Source organism: Limosilactobacillus sp., from assembly GCF_040772465.1.
Classification (GTDB): Bacteria; Bacillota; Bacilli; order Lactobacillales; family Lactobacillaceae; genus Limosilactobacillus.
In genome coordinates, this window is record NZ_JAXGYB010000001.1 from 416,223 (window position 1) to 438,273 (window position 22,051).

The 22,051-nt window shown below is 47.4% G+C and carries 19 protein-coding genes; 15 read left to right on the forward strand and 4 right to left on the reverse strand.

Annotated features, from left to right (window positions below):
* Window positions 1-77: 77 nt before the first annotated feature.
* The 7 genes from AB3114_RS01755 to AB3114_RS01785 all read left to right on the forward strand — a co-directional run bounded on the left by AB3114_RS01755 (window position 78) and on the right by AB3114_RS01785 (window position 7,152).
* Window positions 78-1,229 (forward strand): IMP dehydrogenase, encoded by a 1,152-nt coding sequence (locus tag AB3114_RS01755; protein ID WP_367341539.1) that lies wholly within the window; start codon window positions 78-80, stop codon window positions 1,227-1,229.
* 295 nt (window positions 1,230-1,524) lie between these two features.
* Window positions 1,525-2,382 (forward strand): hypothetical protein, encoded by an 858-nt coding sequence (locus tag AB3114_RS01760; RefSeq protein ID WP_367341540.1) that lies wholly within the window; start codon window positions 1,525-1,527, stop codon window positions 2,380-2,382.
* 101 nt (window positions 2,383-2,483) lie between these two features.
* Complete coding sequence (locus tag AB3114_RS01765) at window positions 2,484-3,173, forward strand: response regulator transcription factor (RefSeq protein ID WP_367341541.1); 690 nt, start codon at window positions 2,484-2,486, stop codon at window positions 3,171-3,173.
* A gap of 93 nt (window positions 3,174-3,266) precedes the next feature.
* Window positions 3,267-4,412 carry a sensor histidine kinase gene (locus tag AB3114_RS01770; RefSeq protein WP_367341542.1) on the forward strand — a complete coding sequence of 382 codons (1,146 nt, stop codon included), beginning with the start codon at window positions 3,267-3,269 and terminating at the stop codon, window positions 4,410-4,412.
* Complete coding sequence (locus AB3114_RS01775) at window positions 4,409-5,707, forward strand: serine hydrolase (protein ID WP_367341543.1); 1,299 nt, start codon at window positions 4,409-4,411, stop codon at window positions 5,705-5,707. The genes AB3114_RS01770 and AB3114_RS01775 overlap by 4 nt, the downstream gene beginning before the upstream one ends.
* Window positions 5,708-5,881: 174 nt before the next feature.
* On the forward strand, window positions 5,882-6,757 hold the full coding sequence (locus AB3114_RS01780) for an AzlC family ABC transporter permease (protein ID WP_367341594.1): 876 nt from the start codon (window positions 5,882-5,884) through the stop codon (window positions 6,755-6,757).
* A gap of 14 nt (window positions 6,758-6,771) precedes the next feature.
* On the forward strand, window positions 6,772-7,152 hold the full coding sequence (locus AB3114_RS01785; protein WP_367341544.1) for an AzlD domain-containing protein: 381 nt from the start codon (window positions 6,772-6,774) through the stop codon (window positions 7,150-7,152).
* Window positions 7,153-7,241: 89 nt separating this feature from the next.
* Here AB3114_RS01785 and AB3114_RS01790 read toward each other — a convergent pair whose 3' ends face one another.
* Window positions 7,242-8,417, reverse strand: coding sequence for a class I SAM-dependent methyltransferase (locus AB3114_RS01790; RefSeq protein ID WP_367341545.1), 1,176 nt, complete (start codon window positions 8,415-8,417; stop codon window positions 7,242-7,244).
* Between the two features lie 113 nt (window positions 8,418-8,530).
* Here AB3114_RS01790 and AB3114_RS01795 point away from each other — a divergent pair, with 113 nt between their 5' ends.
* Window positions 8,531-9,580 (forward strand): AI-2E family transporter, encoded by a 1,050-nt coding sequence (locus AB3114_RS01795; protein WP_367341546.1) that lies wholly within the window; start codon window positions 8,531-8,533, stop codon window positions 9,578-9,580.
* Between the two features lie 119 nt (window positions 9,581-9,699).
* The gene (locus AB3114_RS01800) at window positions 9,700-11,364 is read left to right on the forward strand and encodes a formate--tetrahydrofolate ligase (protein ID WP_367341547.1); all 1,665 of its coding nucleotides are present in this window, start codon (window positions 9,700-9,702) and stop codon (window positions 11,362-11,364) included.
* A gap of 205 nt (window positions 11,365-11,569) precedes the next feature.
* On the opposite strand, the gene AB3114_RS01805 is transcribed toward AB3114_RS01800, so the two are convergent.
* The 3 genes from AB3114_RS01805 to hdcC form a co-directional block, all read right to left on the reverse strand.
* The gene (locus AB3114_RS01805) at window positions 11,570-12,919 is read right to left on the reverse strand and encodes a transposase (protein WP_222257956.1); all 1,350 of its coding nucleotides are present in this window, start codon (window positions 12,917-12,919) and stop codon (window positions 11,570-11,572) included.
* 185 nt (window positions 12,920-13,104) lie between these two features.
* Entirely contained in the window at window positions 13,105-13,287 is a 183-nt protein-coding gene (locus AB3114_RS01810) for a hypothetical protein (RefSeq protein WP_367341548.1), read from the reverse strand.
* Between the two features lie 72 nt (window positions 13,288-13,359).
* Window positions 13,360-14,832, reverse strand: a complete 1,473-nt coding sequence (gene hdcC / locus AB3114_RS01815; RefSeq protein ID WP_367341549.1) for a histidine-histamine antiporter — start codon at window positions 14,830-14,832, stop codon at window positions 13,360-13,362.
* A 248-nt stretch (window positions 14,833-15,080) separates the two neighbouring features.
* On the opposite strand from hdcC, the gene purE reads away from it, so the two are divergent.
* The 6 genes from purE to purC all read left to right on the forward strand — a co-directional run bounded on the left by purE (window position 15,081) and on the right by purC (window position 22,049).
* Entirely contained in the window at window positions 15,081-15,569 is a 489-nt protein-coding gene (gene purE / locus AB3114_RS01820; protein ID WP_367341550.1) for a 5-(carboxyamino)imidazole ribonucleotide mutase, read from the forward strand.
* Window positions 15,562-16,704, forward strand: a complete 1,143-nt coding sequence (gene purK / locus AB3114_RS01825) for a 5-(carboxyamino)imidazole ribonucleotide synthase (protein ID WP_367341551.1) — start codon at window positions 15,562-15,564, stop codon at window positions 16,702-16,704. Before purE ends, purK begins: the two co-directional genes overlap by 8 nt.
* Window positions 16,701-17,996, forward strand: a complete 1,296-nt coding sequence (gene purB / locus AB3114_RS01830; RefSeq protein ID WP_367341552.1) for an adenylosuccinate lyase — start codon at window positions 16,701-16,703, stop codon at window positions 17,994-17,996. The genes purK and purB overlap by 4 nt, the downstream gene beginning before the upstream one ends.
* 252 nt (window positions 17,997-18,248) lie before the next feature.
* The gene (locus AB3114_RS01835) at window positions 18,249-19,700 is read left to right on the forward strand and encodes a 6-phospho-beta-glucosidase (RefSeq protein WP_367341553.1); all 1,452 of its coding nucleotides are present in this window, start codon (window positions 18,249-18,251) and stop codon (window positions 19,698-19,700) included.
* A gap of 102 nt (window positions 19,701-19,802) precedes the next feature.
* Entirely contained in the window at window positions 19,803-21,062 is a 1,260-nt protein-coding gene (locus AB3114_RS01840; protein WP_367341554.1) for a chloride channel protein, read from the forward strand.
* A gap of 267 nt (window positions 21,063-21,329) precedes the next feature.
* Window positions 21,330-22,049, forward strand: a complete 720-nt coding sequence (gene purC, locus AB3114_RS01845) for a phosphoribosylaminoimidazolesuccinocarboxamide synthase (RefSeq protein WP_367341555.1) — start codon at window positions 21,330-21,332, stop codon at window positions 22,047-22,049.
* Window positions 22,050-22,051: the final 2 nt, after the last annotated feature.

Consider the following 22,051-nt stretch of genomic DNA (forward strand, 5'->3'; position numbering starts at 1 on the left):
TTAAGTTCTCTGTATTGACCATTGGGAGCATTAATAGTAAGGTAGTAGCTAATCTTAACAAGGGAGTGTCTTCAAACATGTCGAATTGGGATACAAAGTTTGCCAAAAAAGGTTTAACTTTTGATGATGTTTTGCTTATTCCAGCTGAAAGCCACGTACTTCCGAACCAGGTTGATTTAAGTACCAAGCTGGCACCAAATATCAAGTTGAACGTGCCGTTCATCAGTGCCGGAATGGACACCGTCACGGAAAGCTCAATGGCAATTGCAATGGCGCTGCAAGGTGGGATGGGTGTTATTCACAAGAACATGTCCATCCAAGCCCAAGCAGGAGAAGTTTCTACGGTCAAGGGCGTTGATTTGCCAGCATCATTTGGTAAGGCCGCTGTTGATGACAAGAAACGTTTGCTGGTTGCCGCTGCCGTTGGTGTTACCAGCGACACGTTTGAACGTGCAGAAGCCTTACTGAAGGCTGGTGCTGACGCTATCGTTATCGATACTGCTCACGGTCACTCTGCCGGTGTTCTGCGCAAGATCGCCGAAATTCGTGATCACTTCCCAGATGTTACCCTGATTGCCGGGAACGTTGCTACCGCTGAAGGTACTAAGGCCCTCTACGACGCCGGTGTTGACATTGTTAAAGTCGGGATTGGCCCTGGCTCTATTTGCACGACCCGTGTCGTTGCTGGTGTCGGTGTTCCTCAAATCACTGCCGTTTACGATGCAGCTTCTGTTGCTCGTGAATATGGCAAGACCATCATTGCCGATGGTGGTATCAAGTACTCTGGCGATATCGTCAAAGCACTGGCTGCCGGTGGTAACGCCGTTATGATGGGTGAAATGCTCTCTGGTACTACTGAAGCACCTGGTCAATTGTTCGAAGAAAACGGTAAGAAGTACAAGATGTACCGTGGGATGGGTTCCGTTGCTGCAATGGCTCAATCACATGGCTCTTCTGACCGTTACTTCCAAGGCGGTGTCAACGAAGCTAACAAGCTGGTTCCAGAAGGTATCGAAGGCCGTGAAGAGTACAAGGGTGACGTCGCTGACGTTATCTTCCAAATGGTCGGTGGATTACGTTCCGGCATGGGTTACGTTGGTGCACCTGATATTCCAACTCTGATTGACAAGGCCCAATTTGTTCAAATCACAAACGCTGGCCTGCGTGAATCACACCCACACGACGTTCAAATCACTAAGAAAGCGCCAAATTACAAGCGTGAATTCTAATTAAACAAGATCAAATAATGATAAGAGGGAGACTGAAGTCGTTTACGGCTTCGTAGTCGCGCCCCCACACGCAACAATAGGCCTCTAGCGTTCGGATTTTCCGGACGTTAGAGGCCATTGCTGTACTGTGCTATTCTCTTTTTATCCATGTGGAAGAGATTATGCTACAACCCTTCTTTTATTTCCCGGGGAATATCCTGGTTCTCCACTTACTTATCATTTTTCAGTTGTGCAGAATGCTTTATCAATGCTAAACTAGTAAAGAGTATTGTAAAAAATCGTGGAGGAAAGAACAGTGCAAACCATTTTATGGATATTACTGGTTGCTTCTGCAGTGATTTTTATTGTAAAGTTACTGTTCCAAATGGGACGCATCCGGCATGGCAGCAATATGAACCCAGGCAAGTTTGGGGTCCTGTTTAACTGGGTTTTAATTATTGTTTTCGTTGGTAGTTTAGGCGGCTTGATCTACGGCTTTGTTAATCCAGCTGCATATCAGAGCCACAGCAAGTCTGCGCAGGCTGTGAGTTCTTCAAGTTCTAGCTCATCTTCATCATCGTCTACTGTGACTGATACTGAATCAGATCGCGTTAAATGGACACCCAAACGGGCTAGGTTGAATGATAACGGTGAAGCAAGAGTCCGCTTTACCATTCCGGCTGGTTATAAAGTTCAAATCGTCGGTCACAAGTATGGTAGCAAGTACAAGACCTTCAAGCGTGTCAACCATGAACGGACGGCACGTTACACCTTTAGCAATGCCGGCGAGTACGATATTATTTGTATAGCTAAGAATGGTGACAAGAAGACCTATCATTTAAGAATTCATGATACTAGCAGTTCATCGAGCTCTAGCAGCACTTCTTCTAGTGCTTCCAGTTCAAGCAGCTCTAGTTCAAGTAGTTCGTCTTCATCTAGCAGCCACAGTGATTCCAATAGTAATGGCAGCAACAGCAGTAACGGTGGCAGTAGCAATGGTGGCGGCAGCAGTAGCAGCCGTTCCTCTAATACTGGCACATCTGGTGGCGGTGAATCGACGAGTTCTTACCGTGCTCCACAGCGTTCAACTGGCGGCGGGAGCAGTTATACCCCAAGGCAATCGGCACCACAAGCCCCAGCACAAAATGGTGGCCCAGTTGGTCCTGGTTACTAATAGTTGTGCACTTGCATAGTAACATTAGGAAATACGGCTAGAGGCTGAGGAAAACATGGTTTCCCCAGCCTCCTTTCTTAATTATGAACGGAGGCTCTAAAATGAAAATATTAATTGTTGACGACGATAAGGAAATCGTCCAATTGCTAGAAATCTATGTCCGCAATGAGGGCTATGAGCCTGTAACTGCCTACAATGGCAAGGAAGCAATGACGAAGCTGAATACTAATCCCGATATTGCTTTGATTATTCTAGATATCATGATGCCTGAAATGGACGGAATGGCCGTTATTAAGCAAGTTCGGAAGGATTCTGGGATTCCAATTTTAGTTCTATCAGCTAAGACTGCTGACATGGATAAAATTCAGGGGCTTGTGACGGGAGCGGATGATTACGTAACTAAGCCGTTTAATCCCTTGGAAGTTATGGCCCGCGTTAAGTCTCTGCTGCGGCGGAGTAAGGGCGACGTCACTAACGACCAACCTGATGTACTTGAAGTCGGCCCGCTGACAATTAATAAGGATTCACATGAAGTGAAAACAATTAATGGCAACACTATCCAGCTAACTGCACTAGAGTTCGGGATTCTGTATCTCTTGGCCAGTCACCCGAACCGTGTGTTTAGCGCTGATGATATCTTTGAACGGGTTTGGCAGCAAGAATCTGTCGTCTCTGCCAAAACTGTGATGGTCCACGTTTCGCACTTACGGGACAAAATTGAGGCTGCTACCGGCGGCGAAAAGGTTATTGAAACTGTTTGGGGCGTCGGTTACAAGGTCGAGGCACATTAAATTAAGAGGGGAGGTTAGCTTTTGCTGACCTCCCTTTTCTGTTTTTGCCTTGAATGTTAAAATGAATAAGATTGCGGGAAGGGAGGCTGCGACTTGAAACTAACAACCCGTGAGAAAACTTCATTGTTTTTTGAAGCTGTTATTACAATTATTCTCTTGGCCATGTTAGACCTCGCAGTGATTACCATCCTGCAGAGTGTTGTTCGTGCTAATCCTGGTGTGGCTGTGGGCATTTACATCATCAAGAAATCCTTGGTCTTTAGCCCAACGCATATCCGCATCTGGAGTTATCAAAGTTGGGTTATCGGTATTTTAGTAGTCCTTGATTTGATTGTTCTATGGTGGCGCCTCATCCGCCGTTATCATCAGTACCAGATGCACCACATCATTAATGAACTGCATTACATTGCTAATGGCCACTTGGATCACAGGATTCCGTTCAAATTACGCGGGGATGCTCAACACGTGATTGTAAGTGTCAACGCGTTGGTCGATAGCACCGTTCGTTCGATGAACGATGAGCGGAAAATGGAAAAATCAAAGGACGAGCTCATCACTAACGTTAGTCATGACTTGCGAACACCGTTGACGTCTATCATCGGCTACTTGGGGTTAGTCGAAGATCATCAGTACCGTAGTGAAGAAGACATCTTAAAATATACCCATACTGCTTATGAAAAGGCTAAGCAGATGAAGAATTTGGTTGAAGATCTTTTTGAATACACCAAAGTTCAGCAGAGCGGGGCACCGGTTTCAATGATGCGTCTTGATTTGGGACAGTTGCTTGAGCAGGTAGCTGCTAGCTTTGAATTGGAAGGACGCAAGCGGGGAATTGATATTAACGTTGAAGTCGTTCCTTCGCCTCTTAAAATTGAGGCTGATCCTGAAAAGCTAGGTCGGGTCTTTAGCAACCTCGTGTCGAATGCACTTAAGTATGGTAATGGAGCGAGTTACATCCATTTAAGCGCTCGCGAGCACGGCTCGACCGTTCAAATTAAGGTATCTAATGATGGTGAACGGATTCCGGCTGAATCCGTCTCCCACCTTTTTGAGCGTTTTTATCGAGTCGAAGAATCGCGTTCCAAAAAGACAGGTGGTACCGGCTTAGGATTGGCGATCGTTAAAAGCATTGTGGACTTACATCATGGGACGGTAGTAGCCCGTTCCAATGATGATGAAACGAGTTTCATTGTTAATTTGCCAATGAAGCAAAATGCAAATACGGAGGAGAAAGCATGAGAAAAGGTTTGAGAAAATGCTGGATAGTTGCTATGGCTGTCCTGATGGCAATCGCTGGGATTAGTTTTGGGGGAGTTACAACTGCTAGTGCCGCTAGCACGGACACCCAGGTCAATGCGAAAGCTGCGATTGCGGTTGATCGATCTACTGGTCAGATTATTTACCAAAAAAATGCTAATCAGCGCCGGGCAGTGGCTTCGATGAGCAAATTGCTGACTGTGGCAGTGATTGAGCAAGAGATTCACGATGGCAAGCTTAAATGGGATACCAAAGTGAAGATCTCAAAGCCAGTAGCTAAGCTGTCACAAAAGAAGGACTTTAGTAACGTTCCCTTAGTTGCCAGTCACAAATACACGGTTAAACAACTAACTCATGCCGCCCTGATTCAATCGGCTAACGGTGCCGCTCTGGCTCTGTCACATGCTAAAGGCGAGTCAACTAAGCAGTTCAACAATAAGATGCAAAAGACTGCTCGTCGGATGGGCGTCAAGGATGCCAAAATTTATAACGCTTGTGGTTTAACCAATGGTCAGGTTGGTTCATTGGGATTGAAGGGGCAAAAGAAATCCCGTGAAAATGAGATGTCAGCTAAAGACGTCGCTAAGGTAGCAAACTGGCTGGTCCAAAAATATCCATCAGTTATCAAGATCACGAAGACCACTAGTGAAAAATTCCCAACGTCTAGTAAAAAGACAACGACAATGAAAACTTTCAACAAGATGCTGCCAGGTCAATCTGATGCTCCAAAGAGTGTCCATATCACTGGACTGAAGACGGGAACATCTGATAAAGCTGGGGCATGCTTTGTCAGCACCGGTAATTACAATGGCCACCAGTTGATTACTGTGGTGATGCATGCCAATGGTGGCGGTGATCAACGGTTTACCCAGACGGCTAACCTATACAAGAACGTCTTTACCAACTACAAACCGGTTATCCTTACCAAAGTATCGACTTTGCCGACGAGTGTTGCCTCTGTCGTTGTTCCTGATGGTAAGCAACAAACAACGACGAACCTGGCTGTCTCTAAACCAACGACCATCTGGATGAAGAACAGTCAACAGATCAGTCAGTGGACGACTTCATTAACTTTGCAGTCTAGCAAACGGACAAAACACGGTGGCCTGATTGCCCCTGTTAAGAAGGGCGAAACAGTGGGTACTGTTAATTACAGTATGAATGGCTTTAAGTGTCTGAATGGTAGCTCTTCAGTCAAAGTGCCGGTAGCAGCTCAAACCAGTGTTTCACGTGCTAACTGGTTTGTTCGGACTTGGCGGGCAATCCACCGTCGCTAAAGCTTTGTGGACTTAGGTGGTATCGTCCATTTCGTAAATGTGGTAGACTAATTATCAGAAAAACGTTAAAAATTGTAACTAATCTCGTGATCCATGGAGGTACCTTGATTGGGTAAAGAAGCGAAAGAAAGAGCAAGGGAAGAACCGGATTGGTTGTACGTGCTCGGTATTGCGATGCCGCTATGTCTGAGCTATATTCCGATTGGATTAGCGTGTGGGATTTTACTGCATGCTGCCGGATTTAACTTCGTTTTGGCATTTTTTGTGTCAGTTGTTGTCTTTTCCGGCGGGGCCCAATTCCTGATAGCTTCGATGCTAACCATTAACGCACCATTGTTTCAAATCTTGACAATGCTGTTTTTCCTGGAATTACGTTATGCCTTACTAGGTTCCAGTTTGTCAAAGTATTTGAGTCGTGAAAATCAACACTTCGTTTTGCTATTCGCGATCTCAATGAATGATGAAAACTACGCGATTAACTATCTGAAGTTCGCTACTGATAAAAAGTGGCGGCCAAAGCAGGCACTGCTCGTTGAACATTACTCGTTGCTGTTCTGGTCTGTTTCTAACATGGTTGGGGCGCTGATCGGCAGTGCTTTATCTATCAATTTGGAAATCGTTGATTTCGCGTTGACGGCACTGTTCCTGTACATGATTGTGATGCAGGTGCGTAACCACTTAACGCTAATTATTTGCTTGTTATCGGCAGTTTTGTCGGTCGTATTCTTAACTCTGTTGAAGAGCACGATTGGGATTGTGGTGGCAACGTTACTGGCTTCATTTGCTGGTTTCTTGATCGAAAACCAAGTCCGCAAGCATGCCAAGCATCCAAATCATACCTGGATTTTAGGACGGATGATGTGTCCTGAAAATACGCGTGACACTGTCGAAGATAGCGAAGCCAAGAAGGAATTTGCGGCTGAGGAAGCAGAAGGGCCAACGGATGATGTGTCAACAGGTGAACGCTTAGTCGTTAAGGCCGATAGTTCTGCTGCAAAAGACAGTGGTGCTGATAAATCGAAGCCGTCGTCCAGTCAGGACAAAAAGTAACGGGAGGTACGATGATGGCAAACATACTTACGACTTTACCGTTACTGACCGCTGTCACTAATGACAAGGGAATTGGTTATCATGTGCTGCTTATTATCCTGGGTGGAATCGCGGCCTTTATTCCCCGTTATTTCCCGATGCGGATTTTTACTAAGCGTAAGATTCCCGAATGGTTTAATGAATGGATGAAGTACGTGCCAGTCAGCTTGTTTACTTCGCTGGTTATTAAGGGTATCTTTATTACCAACCAAGGCTACCACTTTGTTCCACTTGGTCACGTCTCACAGATTATCGCGGCGGTCTTTGTTATCGTTGCGGCTTACTTTACCCGGTCGATGTCGATTTCCGTGATTACTGGCTTGATCATGGTCTTCCTGGTATCACTGGTACTATAAAATTTGCAAACAAAAAGCGATCTGCCATTACGACAGGTCGCTTTTTGTATATCAGGAATCCGACGTTAGAGCGGAACCTTCTGCATTATTTACTTAACCATGTAGTCACGTGTCATCGGCAGGTGGCGACCAGATGGACCCTTAGTCAGCAGGTACTGTACAACGTCGATGTTACCTGATTCGAATGAACCAGCACATGCCTGCAGGTAGAGGTCCCACATCCGGGTGAAGCGTTCACCCATCATGTCGGTGATTTCATCGCGGTTGTTGTTGAAGTTGCTGTCCCAGATTTCCAGGGTGCGTTGGTAGTGACGACGCAGCATTTCAACGTCACAGATTTGCAAATTGTTTTCGGTAATGCGGCCGATGATTTCAGCCAGTCCGGGAACGTAGCCACCTGGAAAGATGTACTTGTTGATCCAGCCGTTAGTGGCACCACCTTGTTGACGAGTGATTCCGTGAATCAATGCCACACCGTCGTCCTTCAGGTAACGGGCAACATCTTTGAAGTAGAGACCGAGGTTTTCTTTGCCGACGTGTTCGAACATTCCGACTGAGGTGATGTAGTCCCATTGGCGGTCACCCAGTTCACGGTAGTCGACCAGCTTAACTTCGGCAACATCCGATAAGCCTTCGTTCTTGATCCGGTCAGCAACGAACTGGTACTGTTCTTCACTCAGGGTGACACCGGTAACCTTCAGGTGGTATTTCTTGGCAGCCGTTAGCATCAGCGTGCCCCAGCCACAACCGATATCGAGCAAGGTCCGGTCAGGTTGTGGGTCGAGCTTTTGTAAAATGTGGTCGACCTTAGCTTTTTGGGCCTTGGTTAAATCAGAACGGTTGCCATCGGTGAAGTAAGCACAAGAGTAAGTGAGGGTGTCATCCAGCCATAACTTGTAGAAGTCGTTACCGACGTCGTAGTGACTTTGGATGTCTTCCTGGCTTTCCTTTTCGGAGTGGCCTTGCTTTGGCAAGATGCGGCGCAACTTGGAGTTACGCATGAAGCTGCCAGCGTTTTCGTAGGCTGAAGTGATCAGCTTTTGCAGGCTGCCGTCCACTTCGATTCGCTTGTCCATGTAAGCTTCACCAAGGGCAATGGATGCGTTTTTGGTGATGTCCCTGATCGAGATCTTTTCGTTAAAGCGAATGGTGACTTCTGGCTGTCCTTCGCCGTAATCTACGCTGCTGCCATCCCAGAAGACAACCCGTACGGGGATGTTAAAGGAGTGCTTCAGGATGGACTTTAAGAACGTTTTTTCGAGCATCGTAATTCTCCTTTTTAGTCATAATACGTAGTTATTATACACCTGTGGTCAGGATCGGTCATAGCAGACGCGGTGTATAATATTGAGCGAATCTTTTAATAGGAAGTGGTTTCGTGAATAACGCCTGGGAACGCTTTAAAGCCAACAAGTTTTTGCGGAGAATGGTCGTTTTGCTGGCTATCATTTTCATTTTGTACTGTTTGCGGCCGATGATGAACATGATCCTCTTTACTTTCATCTTTACTTTCTTGGTCGTCAAATGGGTGCGATTGGTCCAGCGCTGGTTGCCTAAAGTGCCATCGTGGATCATTGTTCTGATCACCTACGTGGTTTTGATCATTTTGGTGTATTTCGCCATCACCAGGTACCTGCCCGTACTGGTCAACCAGATCACCAAAATCGTCAACAGCATGATCAAGTATTATCAGAATAACGGTGGAACTATTTTGAAATACGTGCATCACTACGTTAGCAACGCGACGATCGTCAGTCAGACGCGGCATTGGATGGGCATCCTGGTGAAGACGCTGACAAACGTAGGGGCACTGACAATCACTTTCTTCATGTCGTTGATCCTCAGTTTCTTCTACACGATCGAATTAGAGCAGATGAACCGCTTCTCCCGGCTTTTTTTGCAGAGTAAAGTGGCTTGGCTCTTTCAAGACATCCATTACTTTGGAAAAATCTTCGTCAACACCTTTGGGGTAGTCATCGAAGCCCAGTTTTTTATTGCCCTGTGTAATACGGCCATCACTACTGTCTGCTTGATCTTTATGAAGATGCCGCAGATCTTTGCCCTCAGCATCATGGTTTTCTTCCTCAGTTTGATCCCGGTAGCGGGGGTCATCATTTCGCTCTTCCCATTATCGATGGTGGCCTTTACCGTCGGCGGTTGGCGGGATGTCATCTACATTCTGATTATGATTACGTGCATCCACATGTTGGAGTCATATGTGCTGAACCCTAAATTTATGTCGAGCCGAACCGAACTGCCAATCTTCTACACCTTCGTAATCCTGGTATTTAGTGAACACCTCTTTGGTGGTTGGGGTTTAATCGTCGGTGTGCCGGTCTTTACCTTCTTCTTGGATGTACTCGGAGTACAACGTAATAAAGTTCAAAAACAGCCCGTCAAAGAAAATTTGGATAAGAAAGCGGATTAGTTCGGAAACCACCTTTACTTTTGCCCGCATTAGCTATATCTTATTAGTAAGTTCTTGTTTTGCTGATATTTATTCAGTCTAATATCATTAATGTTCGTATTTTGGAAAGGATGGGTCCCATGACCACTGATATTGAAATTGCTGACGCTGCTAAGATGCTGCCAATCGAACAGGTAGCAGAGAAGTTAGGCCTCAAGGATGATGAAATTGAGCAATACGGGAAGTACAAAGCTAAGATTGACTTGCCACTTGCTGAAGCTCCAGCCAAAAAGCATAAGCTGGTCCTCGTTACTGCAATGAACCCGACTCCTGCTGGTGAAGGCAAGTCCACCGTCATGATCGGCCTCGGTGACGCCATGAACCAGCTTGGTCACCAAACGACGATTGCAATGCGTGAACCATCGATGGGACCTGTCTTCGGGATTAAGGGGGGCGCCGCTGGTGGTGGCTACTCCCAAGTTGTCCCAATGGAAGATATCAACCTGCACTTCACCGGTGACCTTCACGCTTTAACTAGCGCTAACAACACCCTGGCTGCTTTGATCGACAACTACGTCATGCGGGATAACGAACTGCAGCTTGACCCAGAACGGATTATCTGGCGTCGGGTTGAGGACGTCAACGACCGGGTACTGCGGAACGTCGTTACTGGTCTCGGTGGTCGCTCACAAGGAATTACCCGTCAAACGGGCTTTGACATCACTGCTGCTTCTGAATTGATGGCAATTCTCTGCCTGTCAGCTGACTTTGCTGACTTGAAGAAACGGATCGGTCGGATTGTCGTTGGCTACACTTACGATAAGAAGCCGGTGACCGTGAAGGAATTAGGTTTCACTGACGCCATCGCAATTCTGCTGAAGGATGCCATCAAGCCAAACCTTGTTCAGACCTTGGATCACACCCCAACGATTATTCACGGGGGCCCATTCGCTAACATTGCCCACGGTTGCAACTCCGTTCTGGCTACCAAGACCGCCATTCAGTTATCTGACTACACCGTCACGGAAGCCGGATTCGGTGCCGACCTCGGTGCTGAAAAGTTCTTGGATATCAAGCGTCGTGTGCTTGGTCAGGCACCAGATGCCGTTGTCATCGTTGCCACCATTCGTTCCCTGAAGTACAACGGTGGGGTTGCCCGTGCTGACCTGACTAAGGAAAACGTCCCAGCTCTGAAGAAGGGTTTGGCTAACCTGGAACGTCACATCAAGAACATTCAGGGTTACGGCCTGCCACTGGTTGTCGCTATCAACCACTTCGTTTCCGATTCTGATGAAGAAATCAAGACGGTTGAAGATACTTGCAAGCAACATGGTGTCAACGTTGCCTTAGTTGATGCCTGGGCTAAGGGTGGCCAAGGTACTCAAAACCTGGCCAAGGAAGTTGTTAAGCTGGCTGACCAGGATCATGAATTCAAGCCGCTCTACGACTACAACGCAACGATCGAAGACAAGATCACGACCATCGCTACTAAGTACTACGGTGCTAAGCGGGTCATCTTCTCCAAGAAGGCTCAGCGTCAGATGAAACGTTACCAGGATCTCGGTTGGGGCAACTTGCCAGTCTGCATCGCCAAGACGCAATACAGCTTCACCGATGACCAACACGTACTTGGGGCACCGACGGACTTCGACTTCCACATTCGTGGCTTGGTACCAAAGATGGGTGCCGGCTTCATTGTCGCTCTGTCTGGCTCCATGATGACGATGCCTGGTCTGGCTAAACATCCAGCTGCTGTCGACATGACGATCAGCGACGACGGCAAGACGATTACGGGATTGTTCTAGAGGAGCTGATAAGCCAACTTAAATGAGCCCCGGCGGGATAGCCTAGGACGGGCGTTGACACGGAACGGGTCGACGTTCGTCTGTAGCTATCCTCGAGGGGCTCTGTTGGCTTCGATTGAAATCTGTATTAATAACTGAAACTTGAAAGCACGAAAACTAGCCGGAGCTGCGTCAGCTTCGGCTTTTCTCAGCCTAAATTAGACTTTTAGATGCCAGTATTCAATGCTTTTTGGATCGTTATTGGCAACTGAGCTATGAATCGATTAATGATGTCATCAATGTGATCAGTTAGGCTGAGCTCAGCTCGACCCAGTTCATGAAATAAGTAGACCAATGCGTCCATAAAACGAATATCTGGCAGTGCTTGATTCATAATGTAAAAGAGTCCACCAATTGTGCGATCATCAGTATTAAGTCGTTCTTGCCAAGCCAATAAGTCATAAGTAATCATGGTGACGGCAATATAACCACATTGACCGTCGTAACTTTGAATTTGTGATCGATTAAGAGCTAAATACTGCTTAGCAGCTTTGAAATAGGTCTCAATTTGCCAGCGGCGTCCGTACAATTGAATGATTTCTTCTGGCCGCATAGCTAAGTTAGTGGTCGCTAAAACTAGGTAGTCCTGACGGTGCCCCTTTTTGGATACAAAAACCACTTTTAGCGGAAACTGATGGCCATGATATTGGGCTTGAATGACACTGCTGTAAAGATAGTGATGCCGACAATTCATTTTAGAAGCTGCTAAACGTTGATAAAGACCCTTAATGCTATAGTGACGACCACGATATCGATAATAGACTTTTGCGCTGCGTTTGAGCATACCCACACCAAAAAGCTGAAGCTGAGCGAGTTGCCAAAACATCTTCGGCGAACTGTACCAAGAATCAAAAAGGACGTATTTAGCTGACACGCCTAGTGTTTGCGCTTGTCTAATCAATTCTAGAGCCACTTGGTTCATTGGGCGTTGAGCTTGAGCCCTTCTTTGACCGGCAATTTGACGTTGGTCAGTAATCTGCGCTAAGCATCCAATCAGATTAGCAGGCTGGTGAGTTGACATTAAAGCAAAATTAATAGGCAAAAAAGTATTACCATCACTCCAACCGAGAGTTAAGCCACGGTAACCATTTACATACTCGTGCTTATCGTGGTCATAGGTCTTGGCTAATAATTCAGTCTTTTGGGACCAACGACGTGCTAACAGAGTATCATCAAGCACTAATGCCAAACGACGTCGACCATCAATAAACGGGGTTAAGATGCGAATTAATTGAATCGCTACTAAACAGACTAATTTCTGCCAGTTAATACGGCCATCATTCAAAACATTCCGTGCCGTTCTTGGGGTAAAATGGCAATCTGGATGAGCACGATTGATCGAAAGACGCTCAAAATGAGCTGTCATTAACCAAGCTACGATCATTTTCAATGAACATAATGAGTGACGCTTAAAATTCACCCTGTGAGTTAGCTTAGCTAGACCAATTAGGCTTAAGAAGTGAGAAATAATGTTTTGAGAATCGTTTTCAGTACTGAAATGGTTTATAATTTGCATAGCGCAAGACTCTTTTCTACTTTGATTTTGACACTTAAAGTATAGCGTAAGAGTTCTTGCGTTTTTTATTTTTTTCGTCCAAAAGCCCTGAACCACAATGATTTCATTGCAATTCAGGGCTTTCAAGTTTCAGTTAATAAACAAAACCCGGCTACTTACCATAGAGGTAGGCAGCCGGGTTGTTTTTAGTAATTGTTTAAACCATATACGAATATCCCGCCGATCAGAACTATCGCTGGAATAATGAGGGCTTTGACAAAGAAAGCCGCCAGCGCGATGACGATCAGCCAAAAGAGAATGACAATCGACAGCTTCAATAATTTCCAAAGCAGCCAGATTACTGCTAAAGCAACTAACAAGCTGATCACATTCCTCACCATCCTTTGAGCAACAGAATACTCTAACACCATAAGGAAGGCAAGAGATAAGGATTAACTTTATCACAAGTTAATAAATGGCTGCTTGATCAATCCAAATAGCAGGTCGACCCCGTAGATAGCAACCGCAATGATAATAATTAAGATCACTTTTTCCAGTCGGCTCCGGTATGCCGGTTGGTGGTGCTGATGGCGAGCGTAGTGATAGATTGGGAGGCCACAGGCGTAAACGATGAATTCCGCGGCCGTGTATTTGAGACCAGCAGACATGCCCATGATGAAAGTGTAGGCAAAAGCAAGAATGCCGATAATGACGCCCTTGCGCGGATCGTGCCGGCTGTGGAAGGGGTATTTACGCTGCCAGGCAATTTTGATTAGGAAGGCTTCAGCCACGAGGTAAGGCGGGATGGTCATTGCACTGCTAATGACCAGCAATTTTTGGTAGGCCTGACTGTCGTAGTGGGAAATTAAAATAATTGCTTGAATTGTGATAGTCGCCAGCAGCATCGCGAAAAGTGGCTCCCCACTCTTACTGGTTTGGGCAAAGATATTCGGAAATGTTCCATCTTGTTCTGCCGCGTGGCGGGGTAATTCACAGATCATTTCAAGCCAGGAGATCCAGCTTGCCAGAACGGTTAGGATTAATGTCACACCGATAACATTACGACCCCAGCTACTGCCCCAGAGACTAGTCAAAATGTGCGCGGTAGCTGGAGATTCCATCTTGGCTAGCTGGCCGTAGGAAAAGACCCCAAGAGAAAACAAGCTGACGAGGACGTCGATGATTAAGCAGATGCAAAATCCTACTAGGGTGGCCGTCCGTACTTGATGACGGTCACGAGCTTCGGCGGCTAGGTCGACAGCTCCCTCCACACCGCTGAACATCCAGAGGGTGATCATCATGGTTGCCAGGGTCTGTTTAGGAATACTGCCGAGATTTTTGTCATGGATGGCAGTGATGTGCCGATTAGCCTGCATGTTGGTGGTAAACAGGTGCCAATTGAAATTATGCAGTGTCGTAATGATGAAAACTATGATTACGACTAGCATCAAGAAGATGGCAGCTCTTTGAAAACGGCTGGATGATTGTTGTCCCTTTAAAGTCAGAGCAGTGATGGACCATGTCAGAACCGATGCGCCGATCACGGCTGGCCAGCTATTGCCCCCGGTGAAGGTGCCCGGGAAGAAGTAATTCAAAGTGTTCATCACTAACACCGCAAAAGCAGCATTAGTCGCACAATTAGCGACAAAATAACCCCATGACGTGAGGAAACCCATCAGGGGCCCAAAACCGGTGATGCCGTAATCATAGACGCCACCTGTCAGTTGTGGTTGCACCTCGCTGAGAATCATGAAGGTTTCTGCAATCATCCACATACCGAGGCCCGTAGTAATCCAGGCAATTATTTGGGCGTCGAGGCCGGCTACCGAAGCCATGTTTTTTGGCAGATCAAAAATGGCTGAACCGATCATCGCACTGATGCAGATGGTCAGCAGTCCTAGAAAGCCAAATTGGTTGTTCTTGCTAGGTTGCATTGGTAATTGCTCCATTGATTTATTTATCTTCAGCTTAGCAGATATTCTGCTATGAACAAGAAACAAATAGTTGGATTTGTTAACATTGGCTGATTTCGTATCTAAAACCGGGAAAAATTATGAAAATACACCACTAAATTAAGCTAAAAGCGAACATTAGAATAAAATAAATTGACAAAGTTCCGGAATTCCATTGAAACCCGACCCAAAATTTGGTATCTTGATACTGAATTCAAGGAGGGATTTTCATGAGTGTAGAAATTGCTGTCATCATGGGAAGTAAGTCCGATTGGCCGACGATGAAGGGCGCCTGCCAAATCCTGGACGAGTTCGGTGTCGAATACGAAAAGCACGTTATTTCTGCTCACCGGATGCCAAATGAAATGTTCGACTTTGCTAAGAAAGCTAAGGACCGTGGCCTGAAAGTGATCATCGCGGGTGCGGGCATGGCTGCTCACTTGCCAGGGATGACTGCTGCTAATACTGTGTTGCCAGTTATCGGAGTGCCAGGTCAAACCAAGGCACTGGGTGGTTTAGATTCACTCTTTTCTATCGTTCAGATGCCAACGGGCATTCCTGTTGCTACGACGGCTATTGGCAATGCCGGTGCGAAGAACGCGGCTCTGTTGGCTCTCGAAATTCTGGGAACGAGTGATTCAGCACTTCAGGATAAGCTTGAAAAGTACCGTCAGCAGATGCACGACGATTCAGTAGAAAGCAGTGCTGACCTTGACTAAGCAATACATTGAACAGGGTAAGACGATTGGCATCATCGGTGGCGGTCAGCTCGGCCAGATGATGGCCCTTTCCGCTAAGTACGGTGGGATGAAGGTTATCGTTCTCGACCCAACGCCACATTGTCCTGCCGGCCAGGTGGCTGACGACCAGATCGTGGCACCTTATGCTGATGTTAAGGCAATTGAAGAGTTGGCTCGCCGTTCGGACGTCCTGACCTACGAATTTGAAAACGTTGATCTCAAGGCGCTGGAAGACGTTGCTGACAAGGTTAGTGTTCCACAAGGGACGAATCTCTTGTACACGACCAAAAACCGGATTCGTGAGAAGACCTTCTTGCGTGATAAGGCGGGGATGAAGACGGCACCATTCCGGGCAGTTAAGAGCCAAGCCGACTTGGATGCTGCCATCAAGGACCTGGGCTATCCGTGTGTTCTGAAGACCTGCGAGGGTGGTTATGACGGTCACGGCCAGTTGGTTTTGCACAGTGCTGAGGACCTGAAGAATCCAGAAGTCGCCAAGATCATTGAATTTGGCGATGACATCCTTGAAGGCTGGGTCAACTTCAAACTGGAATGCTCAGTGATGGTTGCTCGCAATGCGGATGGCCAGGTCGCCGTCTTCCCGGTCAGCGAAAATATCCACTGGAATGAAATTCTGCACGAAAGCATCGTTCCGGCCCGGATTTCCGACAAGACGGCTCAACTGGCAAAGGATGATGCTGTCAAGATCGCTCATGCCATCAACTTACGTGGTATTCTGGGCGTTGAGATGTTTGTTACTGAAGATGGTGACATTTACATCAACGAACTGGCACCGCGTCCGCACAACTCCGGCCACTACTCGATTGAAGCTTGCAACTTCAGCCAATTTGACGTCCACGACCGGGCCATTTGCAACTGGCCATTGCCGAAGATTAAGTTGCTGAGCCCAGTCGTCATGGTCAACGTCCTCGGCCAACACGTGGCTGGTGCTCGCAAGCTGACTCAGGAAAAGCCAAACTGGCACTTCCATGATTATGGCAAGGCAGAAATTCGTCATAACCGGAAGATGGGCCATATAACCATCCTGACTGATGACGTAAACAAAACACTCAAAGAAATTGATGACACCAATGTATGGAGGGATAAACATTGATTGATCGTTACAGCCGCCCCGAAATGAGCAAGATTTGGTCCTTGGAAAACCAGTACCAGAGCTGGCTCAAAGTTGAAATTGCTGCCGATGAAGCTTGGTGCAAGTTAGGCAAGATTCCGGCAGAAGACGTTGAAAAGATTCGCAAGAACGCCAAGTTTGACGTTGACGAAATTGCCCGGATCGAAGCAGTAACTCACCACGATATCATCGCCTTCACGCGTTGTGTGTCCGAATCCTTAGGACCCGAAAAGAAGTGGGTTCACTACGGCCTGACCAGTACCGACGTCGTTGATACGGCCCAGGGTTACCGCCTGAAGCAGGCCAACAAGATTTTGCTGAAGGATATCGACGACTTCATGAAGATCGTGGCCGACAAGGCACGCAAGTACAAGTACACGGTTGAAATGGGCCGGACCCACGGTGTTCACGCTGAACCAACTACTTTTGGTCTGAAGTTGGCTCGCTGGTACTCCGAAATGAAGCGGAATCGCGAACGTTTCATCCACGCTGCTAAGGGCGTTGAAGCCGGTAAGATCTCTGGCGCTGTTGGGACCTTTGCCCAAGTTGATCCCCGTGTTGAAAAGCTGGTTTGCCAGTCTCTCGGCATTCGTGCCCAGGAAATCTCCAGCCAAGTGCTGCCGCGTGACCTTCACGCCGAATATATTGCCATGCTCGGTTTGATTGCGACGAGTTTGGAAGAATTTGCTACCGAAATTCGGAGCCTGCAGCGGACCGAAATCCACGAAGTCGAAGAACACTTTGCTAAGGGTCAAAAGGGATCCTCAGCTATGCCACACAAGAAGAACCCGATTGGTTCTGAAAACATTTGTGGCTGTGCCCGGGTAATGCGTGGCCACATCGTGACGGCTTACGAAAACATCTCCCTCTGGCACGAACGTGACATCTCACACTCCAGTGCCGAACGGATTATCTTGCCAGATTCCACTATTTTGCTGGACTACATGCTGCACCGTTTTGGCAACATCGTGAAGAACCTCGACGTCTTCCCAGAACGGATGATTCAAAACATGAACTTGACTCATGGCCTGATTTACTCTGGCCGTGTCCTGAACAAGCTGGTTGCTAGTGGCCTGAGTCGTGAAAAGGCTTATGATACCATCCAACCACTGACTGCTAAGTGCTGGGCTGAACACGTTCCGTTCCGTCCACTGCTGGAAGCCGACCCAGTGATCTCCAAGCAATTGAGCAAGGAAGACATCGACGATGCCTTTGACTACCACTGGCACCTTCGTCGGGTTGACTACATTTTCAAGCGGGTTGGTCTGGACTAGAAAAATAGTTAGTTTGGCTTGACAATTAACTTAAGAAAGCGCAATCATAGAAGAAGCTGGTAATCAGCCTTCTCGGAGCTCCGGTGAGATAGTTTAGGACGTGCGTTGTCACGGAACGGGGCGACGTTCGTCCATAACTATCTTCTAGGGGCTCGGCTGATTATCGCGATTGGAAAGTAACATTAAAATACAGTAAGAGGCTGAGAAAAACTTTGTTTTTTCAGCCTCTTTTCATTTCTGGAGCGTGATTACATGTTTGAACAAAAAATGCCGAAAGGATTTCTGTGGGGCGGTGCCGTCGCTGCCCACCAGCTGGAAGGTGCCTGGAATGTCGACGGTAAGGGTCCATCCGTCGCTGATGTGATGACAGTCGGTAGTGCGGACAAGCCACGTCAAATTACGGAGACCGTTGAGAAGGGTAAGATTTACCCGAACCACGACGCTATCGACTTCTACCACCATTATCCAGAAGACATCAAGATGATGGCTGAGATGGGCTTCAAGTGTTTCCGGACTTCGATTGCCTGGACGCGGATTTTCCCACAAGGGGATGAAGATCAGCCAAACGAAAAGGGGCTTGAATTCTATGACAAGCTCTTTGACTGTTGCCACCAGTACGGGATTGAGCCGGTCATTACTTTGTCACACTTTGAAATTCCACTGCACTTAGTTCATAAATATGGTGGCTGGCGTTCCAGGAAGATGATCGGTTTCTTCACTAAGTTTGCTAAGGTTTGCTTCAAACGTTACCGCGATAAAGTCAAGTACTGGATGACTTTCAACGAAATCGATAACCAGAGCGACTTTGATAACCCATTTTTGATGGCAACTAACTCCGGCCTTCTTTTCCGCGAAGGCGAGAACCGGGAGGCTGCCATGTATCAAGCAGCCCACTATGAAGTGGTAGCTAGCGCTTTGGCAGTGGAGATCGGTCACCAGATCAATCCCGACTTTCAAATCGGTTGCATGATCAACTACATGCCGATTTATCCGGCAACGGCTAAACCAGAAGATCAACTGCTGGCTCAGGAAGCCGCCCAGCGTCGCTACTGGTTCAGTGATGTTCAGGCTAATGGCGAGTACCCACGGGAAGTGGAGACTTACCTTCGGCGCAAGGGCTACCGGAAAGACATAACGACGGCTGACCGGATGATCCTCAAGCAGGGGACAGTTGATTACGTTGGTTTCTCTTACTATAGTTCGATGACGGTGTCGGCTGACAAGGTGGCAGTTGACGACTTGACCAACTTGTATAAAGCCGTTGTGAAAAACGATAACCTGCCACGCACTGATTGGCACTGGGAGGTTGACCCCCAAGGATTGCGCTACGGACTGAATTGGCTAACTGATCGTTATCACAAGCCACTCTTCATCGTTGAAAACGGGATGGGGGCCTACGATAAGGTTGAAGCCGATGGCAGCATCCACGATGATTACCGGATTGACTACCTGCGTCAGCACATCAGCGAGATGGAAAAGGCGGTCGTACTCGATGGTGTTGACCTGATGGGTTACACGCCATGGGGTTGCATTGACCTTGTTTCTGCTGGGACTGGGCAGATGGACAAGCGTTATGGCTTCATCTACGTTGATAAGAATGATAAGGGCGAAGGGACGTTAAAGCGTTCGCGGAAAGATTCATTTTACTGGTTCCAGCACGTGATCGCCAGCAACGGGGCTGACCTTGATTATGGGATCAAATAAGATAGAATAAAAAAGAAGCTCGATTGCAAAATTAAATTTGAAATAACAGGGGCTGAGAGAAAACAAGAGTTTTCTCCAGTCCCTTTTTAAGTGGGGTTCCTTATGGATAAGAGAGACAATACATTAGGATTGATCATTGCCACACCAGTGATGGGAGTGGTCGTCGGCCTCAGCTCCGGTTTGCTGAGCAAGTGGCTGGACCTGACCGAGTCGCTGTTTCTTCATTTTCGGGAAAATGATCTGATGCCGGTGGCAACCAATACATCGGGGCTGCGGCGCCTGTTGGCAGTTCTGATCGGTGCCATCCTGGCCAGCTTAGTCTGGTATTGGATGCAGCGACGCTATCAGCCAGTCAAATTGAAAAAAGCAGTGGCTGGTGAGACCATGCCATTCTGGCGGACGATTATCCACGTGATGACGCAGATCTTCTACGTCGGTACCGGCGGTTCAATTGGTCGGGAACTGGCACCACGGGAAGCCGGTGCCATGTTTGCTCAACACTGGGAAAGGCTGGTCGACCGACACCCGCGTTGGCGCTTGAGCGGGGATGACCGGCGCCTCTTGGTGGCCGCCGCGGCTGGTGCAGGTTTTGCTGGGGTTTATATCGCGCCGATTACGGGGGCAATGTTTTGTCTGGAGATCCTCTATCAGCAAGTGTCAAAACGTGCCGTGGCGGTTAGTTTCACCATGTCGGCCATTGCGACCCTCGTCGGCGGCTGTTTCAAGGGCTGGCAGCCGTATTACTACGTCAGTGCTGGCGCCAAGTCCTTTCCCCACAGCCTTTTACCCCTGTTAATTCTGCTGGCACCGGTGATGGGCCTTTGCGGAGCCCTGTTTCGTAAAGCACTGCAGAAAGCAAGCGACCGCCGTGCTAGCGATTGGCGGGTTATGGTTCAATTGCCCTTAGTCGGATTGGTGACGGGGCTGGTCGCGACTTTCTTTCCCCAGATTGCCGGCAACGGACGTGGTGTTGCCCAACTGGCGATGAATACTCACAGTATCTCAGAAATGACGATTGCCCTGATGTTCTTCGGCTTCTTCGCCAAAATGGTCGTGACTTTACTGACCATTAAAGGCGGGGCCTATGGTGGTGTTCTGACGCCATCGATTGCCTTGGGCAGCACGGCAGGAGTTTTGCTGGGAATGCTGTATGGCCTATTGGTACCTGGAGTCAGCCTGACCCAGTGTGCCCTTGTCGGGGCAGTTGCTTTCCTGACTTCGTCACAGCAAGCACCACTGATGGCGCTCTTCATGCTCTTTGAGGTTTGCCACCTGAACTTCTCGGCATTATTACCGCTATGTGTTGCTGCCGGTTTATCGATTGCGACGAGCCGCTGGTTTTTGCACCGCATTGACCATTAATACGATTTGAATATTACCTTAGCCGGAGAGTGATCTCCGGCTTTTTTAGTAGGGACGTTTGTGCCAAACACGAACGATCCACTTGTTTTAACGGTTTACTAGCTAATAATTAGCAAAAACAGATTAAAAAATCAAAAATAGGGCAGATAGTTCGGAATTTAATGTTGAAAAAGCGGGGGCAAGCTGTTATCCTAAAAATGTAAATTTACGAACTTAGAAGACTATTATCCTTATTAAAGTTCGGATTATACTAAAAGGAGTTTCATCATGGACAAGTTACTTTACACTGGCAAGGCAAAAAAGATGTATCAAACCGACGATCCGCAAGTACTGAAGGTTGTTTATACCAACCAGGCAACTGCGCTGAACGGTAAGAAGCACGATCAGATCAAGGACAAGGGTGAACTCAACAACGAAATTTCTACGCTGATCTTCCAGTACTTGATGAAGAAGGGCATTCCAACTCACTTCATTAAGAAACTGAACGACACTGAAGAACTCGTCAAGAAGTGCGACATGTTCCCGCTGGAAGTTGTTACCCGCAACGTTTGTGCCGGTCACTTTGCTTCTCGCTATGGCCTTAAGGAAGGCGCACCAATTGCCCAACCAGTTGAAGAAATGTTCTACAAGTCTGATGAACTGGGGGACCCAATGATCAATACTTCTGACATCCTGGCTCTTTCCATCGCCAGCCAAGACGAAATCGACAAGATTTGGGATTTGACCCGTAAGGTTAACGAACTGCTGAAGCCACTCTTTGCTGACGCTGGGATGCGTCTGGTCGACTTCAAGCTGGAATTCGGTAAGCTGGCTGATGGTTCCATCGTTCTGGCTGACGAATTCAGTCCTGACAACTGCCGTCTCTGGGACATCAAGACTAACGCCCACATGGACAAGGATGTTTACCGTCGTGGCCTAGGCAGCCTGACTGATACCTACGAAAAAGTACTGGCTCGTGTCAAAGAAGCACTGGCAGAGGAGGACTAATT